The 12,357-nt window shown below is 33.0% G+C and carries 13 protein-coding genes; 12 read left to right on the forward strand and 1 reads right to left on the reverse strand.

Annotated features, from left to right (window positions below):
* Window positions 1-833 (forward strand): nucleotide sugar dehydrogenase (locus ACIQZC_RS00005; protein WP_396137178.1); only part of this gene is annotated, 833 nt, incomplete at its 5' end.
* Between the two features lie 106 nt (window positions 834-939).
* Here the strand turns inward: ACIQZC_RS00005 and ACIQZC_RS00010 are convergent.
* The gene (locus ACIQZC_RS00010; RefSeq protein WP_396137179.1) at window positions 940-3,231 is read right to left on the reverse strand and encodes an SLBB domain-containing protein; all 2,292 of its coding nucleotides are present in this window, start codon (window positions 3,229-3,231) and stop codon (window positions 940-942) included.
* A 149-nt stretch (window positions 3,232-3,380) separates the two neighbouring features.
* Between ACIQZC_RS00010 and ACIQZC_RS00015 the strand changes: the two genes are divergently transcribed.
* From ACIQZC_RS00015 to ACIQZC_RS00065, 11 genes are all read left to right on the forward strand, one after another.
* Window positions 3,381-3,839: a UpxY family transcription antiterminator gene (locus tag ACIQZC_RS00015; RefSeq protein WP_396137180.1), complete on the forward strand. Its 459-nt coding sequence runs from the start codon at window positions 3,381-3,383 to the stop codon at window positions 3,837-3,839.
* 69 nt (window positions 3,840-3,908) lie between these two features.
* A complete protein-coding gene (locus ACIQZC_RS00020) occupies window positions 3,909-4,061 on the forward strand; it encodes a hypothetical protein (protein WP_396137181.1) in 153 nt (50 codons plus the stop codon).
* Between the two features lie 198 nt (window positions 4,062-4,259).
* Complete coding sequence (locus ACIQZC_RS00025) at window positions 4,260-4,766, forward strand: ArsR family transcriptional regulator (RefSeq protein ID WP_396137182.1); 507 nt, start codon at window positions 4,260-4,262, stop codon at window positions 4,764-4,766.
* Between the two features lie 303 nt (window positions 4,767-5,069).
* Window positions 5,070-6,134, forward strand: coding sequence for a Wzz/FepE/Etk N-terminal domain-containing protein (locus tag ACIQZC_RS00030; protein ID WP_396137183.1), 1,065 nt, complete (start codon window positions 5,070-5,072; stop codon window positions 6,132-6,134).
* Window positions 6,135-6,461: 327 nt separating this feature from the next.
* Complete coding sequence (locus ACIQZC_RS00035; RefSeq protein WP_396137184.1) at window positions 6,462-6,722, forward strand: virulence protein; 261 nt, start codon at window positions 6,462-6,464, stop codon at window positions 6,720-6,722.
* Window positions 6,723-6,751: 29 nt separating this feature from the next.
* Window positions 6,752-7,168, forward strand: a complete 417-nt coding sequence (locus ACIQZC_RS00040) for an adenylyltransferase/cytidyltransferase family protein (protein WP_396137185.1) — start codon at window positions 6,752-6,754, stop codon at window positions 7,166-7,168.
* Window positions 7,169-7,190: 22 nt separating this feature from the next.
* Window positions 7,191-8,159: an SDR family oxidoreductase gene (locus ACIQZC_RS00045; RefSeq protein WP_396137186.1), complete on the forward strand. Its 969-nt coding sequence runs from the start codon at window positions 7,191-7,193 to the stop codon at window positions 8,157-8,159.
* 244 nt (window positions 8,160-8,403) lie between these two features.
* Entirely contained in the window at window positions 8,404-9,438 is a 1,035-nt protein-coding gene (locus tag ACIQZC_RS00050) for an FAD-binding oxidoreductase (RefSeq protein ID WP_396137187.1), read from the forward strand.
* 11 nt (window positions 9,439-9,449) lie between these two features.
* Window positions 9,450-10,226 (forward strand): glucose-1-phosphate cytidylyltransferase, encoded by a 777-nt coding sequence (gene rfbF / locus ACIQZC_RS00055; protein WP_396137188.1) that lies wholly within the window; start codon window positions 9,450-9,452, stop codon window positions 10,224-10,226.
* Window positions 10,211-11,302 (forward strand): CDP-glucose 4,6-dehydratase, encoded by a 1,092-nt coding sequence (rfbG, locus tag ACIQZC_RS00060; RefSeq protein WP_396137189.1) that lies wholly within the window; start codon window positions 10,211-10,213, stop codon window positions 11,300-11,302. Before rfbF ends, rfbG begins: the two co-directional genes overlap by 16 nt.
* Before the next feature lie 2 nt (window positions 11,303-11,304).
* Entirely contained in the window at window positions 11,305-12,357 is a 1,053-nt protein-coding gene (locus ACIQZC_RS00065) for an NAD-dependent epimerase/dehydratase family protein (RefSeq protein ID WP_396137190.1), read from the forward strand.

The following is a 12,357-nucleotide window of genomic DNA, read 5'->3' on the forward strand; positions in this document are numbered from 1 at the left end:
TAGAAGGACAAAAGGCAATTCAATCATTAGTTGAGGTTTATTCAAATTGGGTTCCAAAGAACAAAATAATAACAACTAATTTATGGTCTTCTGAATTATCTAAATTAACAGCAAATGCTTTTTTAGCGCAACGAGTTTCTTCAATTAATGCACTAAGCGAATTATGTGAAAAAACGGGTGCCGATGTGAATGAAGTTGCTCAAGCAATTGGATTAGATAGTAGAATTGGCCCAAAATTTTTGAAAGCTTCAGTAGGTTTTGGAGGATCTTGTTTTCAAAAAGATATATTGAACCTAGTATATATTGCAAAATCTTATGGACTTGATGAAGTAGCCGACTATTGGGAGCAAGTAATAATCATGAATGACCATCAAAAAAGACGATTTGCAAAAAATATTAGTACTACATTGTATAATACTGTTGCGGGTAAAAAAATAACTTTTTTAGGTTGGGCTTTCAAAAAAGATACAAATGATACAAGAGAATCAGCTGCTATTTTTGTTGCAGATGACTTGCTAAATGAACAAGCAAATATTGCTGTTTTTGATCCAAAAGTAAATGAAAAACAAATATTATCTGATCTAGATTATCTAGGTTCAAGATTACCTAACGAGAATCAAAAACAACTAAAAGTTTTTAATAATCCCTATGAAGCGTGTCATCAAGCACATGCAATTGCTGTTTTAACAGAATGGGATGAGTTTAAATCGTATGATTGGCAAAAAATATATGATCAAATGTTGAAACCTGCATTCATTTTTGATGGTCGAAATATTTTGGATAGAAAAGCATTGGAAAAAATAGGTTTTGTGTATAAAGCAATTGGGAGTTAATTCTTAGAAGAGAATAGAAAAAGCCTTTACTTAGTAAAGGCTTTTTCTTTATAAAAGATAATTAATTTTTATAAATTAAATTATATAAGAAGTTTTTGAACAGATTTTATCTAAATACTGCTAATAGTATTCCAGCTAAACTGGCCAATACACTTGAAATTCCTACAATTTCTCCCGTACTTGTTTTTTGTCTTTCTGGTCTTTCTGGCACAATAATTTCACTACCTGGTAACACTTTTGGATAACTTCTAAATCCTAAAAAGGAACCACAAGTACTTGCTGAGCCATTTGCATGAACTACATAAACTTTCTTCAACCAGCCTTTATCGTTAACACCTCCAGAGTTACTTAAATAATATTTAAGACCTTTCCCTTTTTTATAAGGCACTTCTGTAGAAAACATAACATTGCCAGAAACAATTACTGTCAATTTCTTTTTAGGAATACTAATAGAATCGTTAAGTTCTAAAAATAAGTTGCGTGAACTTGCCGGTTTTTTAGAAATTTCTTCCCAATCAATTGGAATATTTAATTTGTTTCGTATTACTTTAATAGCATTAGCATCTGCTTCATCAGTTAATCCTCCAGCTCTAGTAATGAAATCTAAAACACGTTCCTCTTTTTTTACAATAGCATAGGCACCAGGGTATAAAACCTCTCCAGTAACTTTTACCATTTGAGGGGTTTCAAATGTTACGATACGTCGAACTACAACATGGTCTTGTGCTTCTAAAATAAATCCAGATGCTTGTTCTGGGTTTTTAGGATCTATATTCAAATCAAATGAAATTATTTTTTCCTTATCATTAGGGTTAAAAACAGCATCTTTTTTATTTCTAAAAACAGTCACATTACTCGCCGCTTCATCTGTAAAATACTCTGATTCAAGTAATAAATCATAAAGTGTCATGCCGTTTGCATAATTATAAGTTCCGGGTTTACGTACTTCACCATCAATTGATATTTTATAGGTATCAAGAAGTTCTTGATTATAAAAAATGAGTAGCACGTCTTCTTTTTGCAAAACGAGATTAGCAGACGCATCACCATTTAATACATCTTGTAAATTGATGTTAAGATATTCTTTTGTAAAATCTTCTTTTTGACGAATAAGAGAAGCTTTCTTTACATATACATTTTCTTTAAGTCCATCTGCTTTAGCAATCAAATCTTTGATGGTCATTGCTGATTGGTTAGAAAGACTATATTCGCCAGGACGATAAACCGCTCCTTTTATTTGTACTCGATTTTCATAACGATCTAAAATTTTATCTACACTAATTAAATCACCTGCTTTAGGCATATAATTAGCAAATGTTTTTTCATTTAAATCGGTTACCTTTAACTCACTGGTTGTTTTTTGTTTGACTAAAATTCTATTTTTATAAGCATTATCGGTAAATCCTGAAGCATATGTAATAATTTGTTGTAAATTTTCAGTTGCTACAACTTCAAAAATACCAGGTCTTTTAATTTCTCCTTCTAGCGTAACTCGGGCTTCATAACTTGGGATTCGAATCATATCATTATCCGTAAGGGAAACATTATCACTTTGGTCACCTTTGGTTAAAAAACGATATAAATCAATGGTGCGAATAATTTTATTATTTCTAATTAATTCTATTTTTCGGTAACTTCCAATATCGCTAGGACCTCCTGCAACATGTAAAGCATTATAAACCGAACTCATGGCACTCAATCTGTAATTACCCGATTGTTGTGCACCTATTATAGTAACTAAAATAGTACGATAATTTGAAACGCTTACCGAAATTTTGCTGCTTCCAGAAGCAACAGTTGAATAAATTCTGGAAATTTGTTTTTGCAGTTTGCTTTTAACGGCTTCAAAAGGTAAACCGCTCACAAACACTTCACCTACATTTGGAATATTTATGGTTCCATTTTTTGATACTAATCCTGTAAAATTAAACTGTTGAACCCCATATATGTTGATGTCTAATTCGTCTCCAGGCCCTAAAATATAGTTGGAAGAAGTTGGCATGTTTTGATTGGGTTCAAAGGATAAGCTTTTTGAGGTAAACAATTCGGATCCAAAAACAACTACATTTTTAGCAGCCAATACACTTCCGTCTTGAGTAATTACAGCACCTGCTTTTTTCTGTTCTTCTTTGACTTCGGTAGGCACAACCGTATTGGATTGTAATCTAACTTTTAACTGTGTGAATTCCGAGGCGGACATCCCTTTGGCTAAGGCCAAGGGTTCTGCTTGTTCTATGGTCATTTGGTTGGCTTTGAGTTCCTTGCCAATTTGTGCAATTTGGGCCTCCGAAAATTGAGCGGCTCTGACCTGACTTAAATCAGACCCTTTTAAAAACTCTTGTCCAAATGATACTGTAACAAATAGACTAAAAAAACAAACCAATATAATGCGCTTCATGTGTTCGATACTAATAATTATATGTTGCAAATATACTAAAAACTTCTTAAGGTCAAACAGGGTGCTTAGATTCCAATTATATTGAAAATTTCAATGGTTTAATAGTGACTTTTTGAACAATATTTCAGTGAATAGAGTATATTTGCGAAATGAATTGGTATGCTATTTACACAAAGCCTCGAAACGAAAAGAAAGTCGCCGATAAATTAGAATCTATAGGTATAGAAGCGTATTGTCCTACAGTTACCACCACTAAACAGTGGAGCGATCGTAAGAAAAAAGTGACAACTCCCGTATTACCTTCCTACATATTCGTGAAAATTACCGAACCTAGGCGCAATGAAGTTTTTGTAGTATCAGGTGTGGTGCGTTATGTCTTTTGGCTGGGTCAACCTGCTATTATTAGACAAGTTGAAATTGATCAATTGAAAGAGTATCTTGCACAAGATTATACTAAAGTAATTCAAACAGCACTGCAGCGCGGAGATAAATTAATTATTCCGTCAGGTCCTTTTAAAGGTCAAGAAGGGGTAATAAAAACTACCACAAATTCTAAAATTCAATTGGTATTGGAATCCTTAGGCATTTTACTGACATTGGAAAAATGAACAAAGTTGAACTTAAATCAATGATATAATATCCTAACTTCAAAAGATATTTATTAGTAAATTTACAAAATGAAAACAGCAGATTTGAACCCTATTTTTCAAACCCTGATACCAGAAGCAGAATGGAGCTTGATAAAAAAAGTAAGCCTAAAATTTAAGGATTTAACCTGTTTAAAGTGGATCAGTTTTGGCAATAAATCATCTATCGTCGTTATTATTTAAAGGCAATCTAAAAGGATCAATTGGTAAAAAAAGTAGCCCTTTCCAAAGCTACTAAAGGCGAATTAAAGCAAAACATTAAATCCTTTAATCAATATTTGAAATCTGATGTTTAGCAACCTTACTTTTTTTGCTATTTTTTTCAAAAATAATTTGAAATATAAAAAATAAGAGTACTTTTGTTATTCAATCCAATTCTGCATGCTTGCAAATTTAATTACTTCAAAAACTAGGTTGCGCTTATTAGTGAAGTTTTTCATTAATACAGCAAACGACGGCTATTTGAGAGGATTGGCCACCGAAATGCACGAAAACACCAATTCCATTCGTAAAGAACTAAACAACCTGTCCGAAGCAGGGTTTATTATACGCAAGGAGCAAGAATCAAAAGTTATTTATAAAGCAAACAAACAACACCCGTTTTTCTCATTATTACAACAAATAGTAAGGAAACACATTGGGTTAGATGATATTATTGAATCAATTGTAGATAGAATTGGTTCAATCAACCGTGTTTTTTTAATTGGCGATTATGCAAAAGGCATCGATTCGGGCCAAATAGATGTAGTGATTGAAGGCGATGTAGTTGACGAAAAGTACCTTGCACAATTGAAACCAAAAATTGAAATCGAAATACAAAAAACCATCACCTTTCATATTACCAAGTATTATGAAGGCAATGGGGTATTGGTTTTTCAACAAGAATAAGTAAACCAAATAGGTTTATAAACCAAAATTGTTAGCCCAAAAATGGGACTGACCAGGCGAAGCCGTGGAGTTAATTAGTTAATTTGAAAATTCGTTATTCAATATTTATTGTTCAGTATTACTTAATCAAACGTAGACTTCAAGAGCCTCAGTCAACTGATATAACAACAACCCAATACTCACTTGGTCCTTTGCGAAATCCTTGCGAACATTGCGGTTAAAATAAAAACAAGTATAACTAAAAAGTAAAAGGGCATTAGCTAAACCCTAACGCACAAAACCTTTAACCTAATACCCGAAAAAATGGAAACACCAAACGACGAAATCACCCTAAAAGAACTCCTTCTTAAAGCAAAAGAATGGTATGTTTTTTTACTTTCTAAATGGAAAACAATTGTTTTAGCCGGAATCGTTGGCGCCCTTCTAGGTTTGGGCTACTCGTTTTACAAAAAACCAGTATATACTGCCACACTCACTTATGCTTTAGAAGACGGAAAACCCGCAGGAGGTGGATTAGGAAGTTTGGCCAGTTCATTCGGATTAGATTTTGGAAGCGCAGGAAGCAATAGCGGGGCGTTTTCAGGATCCAACTTAATGGAATTATTTAAATCGCGTGCTATGGTAGAGCAAACGTTATTAGCACCCGTATTACAAAACAGCAAAACCATTTCCTTAGCCGAAATGTACATAAAAGATAAGAAGTGGCGTGAAAACTGGGATGAAAATCCTGCTTTAAAAAGCCTTACATTTTTACCTAATTCCGATAGAACTAAATTTACCAGAGCACAAGACAGCATTTTTGGTGTAATTTATTCGGATTTATCCAAAAACGCCCTTGTTGTAGAACAAAAAGATAAAAAGGTAGCCATTGGAACCATTACTATGAAAGGCACTAACGAATATTTTGCGCAACAGTTTAACTTAGCATTGACGCAAACCGTTACCAATTTCTATATAGAAACCAAAAGTAAACGCGCTAAAGAAAATATGGATATCTTAGAACGCCAAACCGATTCCATTCGTGGCGAACTTAATGGCGCGATAACAGGTGTAGCCGTCGCAAATGACAACACATTCGGATTAAACCCGGCTCTAAACGTAAAACGCGTTCCTTCGGCCAGACGTCAAGTAGATGTGCAAGCCAACACCGCTATATTAAACGAAATTGTAAAACAAACTGAATTAGCCAAAGTAACCCTTCGTAAAGAAACTCCATTAATACAAGTCATCGATCAGCCTATTTTACCGTTACCAAAAGAAAAATTCGGAAAAGCGAAAGGAATTATATTAGGCGGCATCTTAGCTGGTTTTTTAACCATTTTAGGATTGATAATAAGAAGGATTTTTAAAGAAATTTCGGGTAGTTAATTTGATAATTTGGCAATTTGAAGATTTGAAAATTCGTTGTTCAATATATTAAGAAGTGAAAAGTGAAAAGTGGCAAAGTAGCAAAGTAGCAAAGTGAAAAGTAGCAAAGTTCGCTCATTCCTTCATTCGCTAATCCGCTAATTAACTAATTCCAAAATCGTCACTTCGAGTGTTTTTTATAAAATTGCCCAAGCTATTTTGTAAAAAATGTATCGAGAACAACGGAAAATAATTATACAATTACACAATGTGCCAATTTGATAATGCGTCAATTTGAAAATTTGAACCTATTTGCATCAGAATAAAACAAAGCTTAACTTAAAACAATTGATTAAAGATAAAATAATATACCAACCTAATCATCATTTAGAATCATCTATAGAAGTATGGATTGAAGATGAAACCGTTTGGCTTACACAAGCTCAGATGGCACATCTTTTTGAGGCTACCAAACAAAATATTAGTCTTCATATTAATAATGTTTTTAAAGAAAAAGAACTTCAAGCCGATTCAGTTGTCAAGGAATACTTGACTACTGCTTCTGATGGAAAAAGGAGTCAAAGCCGAACAAAGCGCAGCAAAACCTGAAACATTAAACCTGAAACAAAAAAACTAAAATGAAAAAAGCCATAATAGTCTCCGGATATTTCAACCCCATCCACAAAGGTCATATTGAATATTTCAACAATGCCAAAGCGTTAGGCAATTATCTTATTGTAATTGTCAACAACGACAAACAACGTGCTTTAAAAGGCAGTAAAGAATTTCAAAAAGAAGACGAGCGGGTATTTATCGTGTCCAACATTAAAAGTGTAGACCAAGTGTTTCTATCTATAGATGAAGACCGAACCGTTTGTGCCACCATACAATTTATACACAAACAATTAAATAATGACTACCAATTGGCATTTGCTAATGGTGGCGACCAAAACAATAATTCCATACCCGAAGCACCAGTTTGTAAAACATTGGGAATAACATTACTAGATGGGTTGGGCGATAAAATTCAATCGTCAAGTTGGTTGTTGAAATAATAGACTAAATTAATTTCGTGAAATGAGTAAAATTTTAATAACAGGGGGAGCAGGTTTTATAGGGTCAAATCTTTGCGATTATTTTATTCAAAAAGAATTTAAAGTTGTCTGTTTAGATAATTTTGCAACAGGACATTTGCATAATTTAGATTCTATTATAAATAATCCGAATTTCACATTGATTGAAGGAGATATAAGGAATATTGAAGATTGTCAAAAAGCAGTTGAGGGAGTTGATTATGTTCTACATCAAGCCGCTTTAGGTTCTGTACCTCGTTCTATAAATGACCCTGTTACAACAAACGATGTGAATGTTTCAGGATTTTTAAATATGTTGACCGCCTCACGTGATGCTAAAGTTAAGCGTTTCATCTATGCTGCTAGCTCCTCAACTTATGGAGATTCGCAGGGATTGCCAAAGGTGGAAGACGTAATAGGTAAACCTCTTTCTCCATATGCCATCACCAAATATGTAAATGAATTGTACGCTGAAATTTTTAGTAAAACGTATGGGATTGAGACTATAGGACTACGTTATTTCAATGTATTTGGTCGCAAACAAGATCCAAATGGAGCATATGCCGCAGTAATACCTAAATTTGTTATGCAGTTTATGAACTATGAAAGCCCTGTGATTAATGGAGATGGAAATTACTCTAGAGATTTCACTTATATAGACAATGTTATTCAAATGAATGAATTGGCTATGTTAACTGAAAATCCTGAAGCTGTAAATACAGTTTACAATACGGCTTTTGGAGACAGAACAACCCTTACTCAATTAGTCCAATTATTAAAAGATAATTTGGCGCAGTTTGACCCAAAAATTGCTGAGGTGGAGGTAATATATGGACCTAATAGAGCGGGAGATATCCCTCATTCTTTAGCCAGTATTGAAAAAGCTAAAAATAACTTAGAATACAATCCTAAATTCTCAATAGAAGCTGGAATTAAAGAAGCGGTTTCTTGGTACTTTCATAATTTAAAGTAAATAGCAGTTGTTGGTTTTGGTTACATAGGTTTGCTTATAGCGGGTTTATTTGCCACAAAAAATAATTAATATTTGTACTTTTATTTTTTTAATTATTACACGTTTTTTAGAGTTTTTAATATTGAAAATCTAAACTTCATATAAGTGAGTTGTAAATTTCAAAAAATCAATTAACAAAAATGTAGTATTTATGTATACACAGTATTTCTTTTAGTGAATAGATAAATAATTTATTAAATATATTTTGAAACAATATACTTTAACTATTCAAGAAATCCATAAAGAAACGGAGGATACCATTACGCTTTGTTTCAAACAGCCGGGTTTACGAAAAATAAAATACCAAGCGGGGCAATACATTACTTTAATTTTAAGAATTAATGGAAGAAAATATGCTCGCCCTTATTCTTTTTCATCAGCACCATCAGTAGATGCCGCTTTACAGGCAACCGTAAAAAGAGTACCTAACGGAATCGTTTCTAATTATATTAACGAAGAATTGAAAGCCGGGGATGTAGTTGAAGTTATGGAGCCGATGGGTGATTTTATTTATAATGCAATAAATCCAGAAACAGAAATATACTTATGGGGTGTTGGAAGTGGAATTACTCCGTTGTATTCTCTTACTAAAGAAATATTGAACACTCAGCCCAATACTAAAATTCATTTAGTATATGGTAATAAATATAAGACCTCAACTATATTTTTGGATCAATTGGTTCAGCTACAAGAAAAGTATAATTCTAATTTCAAATTATCAAATTTTTATAGTCAAGAGGATACAATAGATGAAAAAGAAGGATTTAAGGGAAGAATTTCTTCTAGTTTTGTATCTGATCTGGTATCTAAAAATATCAATTGCAAAGAAAGTCTACATTTCATTTGTGGGCCAAGTGGTTTAAAAGAAACGGTTAAAAACGCATTGATTAATTTATCTGTTCCGTTATCAGCTATACTTACTGAAGAATTCGAAATGGTTATTGACCCGAAAGAGTTCTATGATGTTGAAGATTCAAAAGTAATTATCGATTTTCAAGGGCAACAATCAGAAATTTTTGTTCCAAAAGGCAAAAGTGTTTTAGATGTTGCTTTAGATAATAATATAGAGATACCTTATTCATGTCAAACAGGGAATTGCAATACCTGTAAAGCAAAATTAAAAGAAGGACAGTTAAAAATGTTGGGATTAACAAAAGAAAGAGAAGATTTAGCGCAAGACGATTTTTTGCTATGTTGCAGTTATCCCTTGACTAACAATATTAGTTTAGAAGTAATTTAAGAAGTATAAAAATGAAAGTAGTAATTTTTGCAGGTGGTTTTGGTACACGTTTAATGGAGGAAACTGAAGCCAGGCCTAAGCCAATGGTGGAAATTGGGGGCAAACCCATTTTATGGCATATTCTTAAAATGTATGAACATTTTGGATACAATGATTTTATTATTTGTTTAGGCTACAAAGCAACCTATATTAAAGAATATTTTTACAATTATTACCTACACAATTCAGACGTAACAATTGAATTAGCAAATAATAACATAAAGGTTCATTATACAGAATCGGAGTCATTTAAAATCACGTTGATTGACACGGGTTTGAATACCAATACAGCAGGACGCTTGAAACGCGTACAAAAATATGTAAAAGACGAAACATTTATGTTAACCTATGGTGATGGAGTTGCCAATGTTAATTTTAACGAATTGCTCGCGTTTCATAAAGCCCATGGACGATTAGCAACATTGACAAGTGTTCAAATACCGGGCCGTTTTGGAAATTTAGAAATTAACACAGCCGGTGAAGTAGGTACTTTTGTTGAAAAACCAGTAGGTGATGGGATGTGGATAAATGGAGGTTTTTTTGTTTTAGAACCAGGGATATTTAAATATTTAGATGGTGAGATGGACGATATTCAATGGGAAAAAGGACCTTTGGAAGTTATTGCTGCAGATAATCAGTTATCAGCATACAAGCATAACGGTTTTTGGAAATGTATGGATGCATTGAGAGACCGTGTTGAATTAGAAGAAATGTGGAACTCGGATAACGCACAATGGAAAACGTGGTAAATTTTCAGCAATTAGAAAACACTTATAAAGGAAAAAAAGTCTTCTTAACCGGGCATACTGGTTTTAAAGGGGCTTGGCTTTTAAAGACGTTGTCTTTATTAGGCGCAGAAATCAAAGGCTATGCTTTAGAGCCACATACCCCGAATGATTTATTTAATTTGATTGAGGGCGAACAATTATGCCACTCTGTTATTGCGGATTTGAGAGATAAGAAAAGATTGGAATCTGAAATAGTTGCTTTTCAACCCGATTTTATTTTTCATTTGGCGGCACAACCTTTGGTTCGGTTGTCTTATCAGATTCCAGCCGAAACTTTTGAAGTAAATGTAATCGGTACGGCAAATGTTTTGGATGGGGTTAATTTATTAAAAAAAAAATGTAGTGTAGTTTTGATTACTACAGATAAAGTGTATCATAACAATGAATGGGATTATCCATATCGTGAAAATGATAAGTTAGGTGGTTACGATCCGTACAGCGCCAGTAAAGCCTGTGCAGAATTATTGATAGATTCCTATCGTAATTCGTTTTTTAATTTTGTAAACTATAACAAACATTTAAAGGGCATTGCCGTGGCTCGTGCAGGAAATGTTATTGGAGGAGGAGATTGGTCGAAAGACAGATTAATTCCTGATATTGTTCGTTCATTGATGGTCGATAAAACGGTCGTTATTCGAAATCCGAATGCCATTCGCCCTTGGCAGCATGTATTGGAGCCCGTTATTGGATACTTAAGTTTAGGTATGCATCTTGAAAATCAACCTGTTGAATTTGGGCAGGCTTATAATTTTGGTCCAGAATCAGAAGATGCATTGTCAGTAGAAGAAATGGTTAAACTAGCCACAGCTTCTTGGGGTTCTGGAGAATATCAAGTTGAACACGATGAAAGCCAGCCACACGAGGCAGGTATGCTAAAATTAGATATCACAAAAGCCAAATTAAAGCTGAACTGGTTGCCTAAAATGAATGCCAAACAAGCAGTAAACTTAACTATTGATTGGTATAGTATGTTTAGTTTAGACAAAAACAAAATAAATGATTTTACTACATTACAAATACACAATTTTATAACATAAATATGAACTCAAATACTATAATTAAGGAAGATTTGAGAACTATTTTTAATTCAGATATTGATTGGTCAAAATTCTTTAATAAAACGATTTTAATATCTGGAGCTAATGGCTTTCTGCCTGCTTATTTGGTAGAAACTTTATTGTATTTAAATTTTGTAAATCCATCAAATAATGTAAAAGTTGTTGCCTTGGTGAGAAGTATAGATAATGCTAAAATCAGATTTAAAGCTTATTCCGAAAATCCAAATTTAATATTTATTGTTCAAGATGTTTCAAATCCAATTCAACTTAGCACAAAAATAGATTTTATAATTCATGCAGCAAGTCAAGCAAGCCCAAAATACTATGGGATAGATCCTGTAGGAACATTAAGTGCTAATGTTTTAGGGACATTTAATTTACTTAAACTAGCTAGAGAAAATAAAGTTGAATCATTTTTATTTTTTAGTTCTGGAGAAGTTTATGGCGAGCTTGATGTAAGTCAAATTCCAATTGATGAAAATACTTTTGGCTATGTAAATCCAACCAATGTAAGATCTTGTTATGCCGAAAGTAAGAGAATGGGAGAAAACATATGCGTTAGTTATCATCATCAGTTTGATGTTCCAATTAAAATTGTTAGACCTTTTCATACTTATGGACCAGGAATGAAGTTAGATGATGGACGTGTTTATGCAGATTTTGTATCAGACATTTTAAATAACCAAAATATTTGTATGCATAGTGATGGTGCTGCCGTAAGGGCTTTTTGCTATTTGTCAGACGCAACCATTGCATTTATTAAAGTTCTTTTAGAAGGGAAAAATGGCGAAGCATATAATGTAGGTAATCCAGAGGAAGAATATAGCGTTTTAAAATTAGCTAACATATTAGTTGATTTGTATCCCCACAAAAAATTACAAGTAATTAAAAAAGTTATCAATAATAGTAACAATTATTTAAAGAGTCCGTTAAAAAGCAACTCGCCAAATATTACTAAAATTAGAGAACTAAATTGGCGTCCTTTGGTTGCGGTACAAGAAGGTTTTAAAAGGACTATAGAAAGTTATAAATAA

This window comes from Flavobacterium sp., assembly GCF_044338735.1.
Taxonomy (GTDB): Bacteria; Bacteroidota; Bacteroidia; order Flavobacteriales; family Flavobacteriaceae; genus Flavobacterium.

Excerpts from the sequence above, each read along its gene's own strand:
- ACIQZC_RS00040 (WP_396137185.1), top strand. The coding sequence starts at position 6,752 with ATGAAAAAAGCCATAATAGTCTCCGGATATTTCAACCCCATCCACAAA.
- rfbG (WP_396137189.1), top strand. The coding sequence starts at position 10,211 with ATGGAAAACGTGGTAAATTTTCAGCAATTAGAAAACACTTATAAAGGA.
- ACIQZC_RS00010 (WP_396137179.1), bottom strand. The coding sequence starts at position 3,231 with ATGAAGCGCATTATATTGGTTTGTTTTTTTAGTCTATTTGTTACAGTA.
- ACIQZC_RS00065 (WP_396137190.1), top strand. The coding sequence starts at position 11,305 with ATGAACTCAAATACTATAATTAAGGAAGATTTGAGAACTATTTTTAAT.
- ACIQZC_RS00030 (WP_396137183.1), top strand. The coding sequence starts at position 5,070 with ATGGAAACACCAAACGACGAAATCACCCTAAAAGAACTCCTTCTTAAA.
- ACIQZC_RS00020 (WP_396137181.1), top strand. The coding sequence starts at position 3,909 with ATGAAAACAGCAGATTTGAACCCTATTTTTCAAACCCTGATACCAGAA.
- ACIQZC_RS00025 (WP_396137182.1), top strand. The coding sequence starts at position 4,260 with ATGCTTGCAAATTTAATTACTTCAAAAACTAGGTTGCGCTTATTAGTG.
- ACIQZC_RS00045 (WP_396137186.1), top strand. The coding sequence starts at position 7,191 with ATGAGTAAAATTTTAATAACAGGGGGAGCAGGTTTTATAGGGTCAAAT.
- rfbF (WP_396137188.1), top strand. The coding sequence starts at position 9,450 with ATGAAAGTAGTAATTTTTGCAGGTGGTTTTGGTACACGTTTAATGGAG.
- ACIQZC_RS00015 (WP_396137180.1), top strand. The coding sequence starts at position 3,381 with ATGAATTGGTATGCTATTTACACAAAGCCTCGAAACGAAAAGAAAGTC.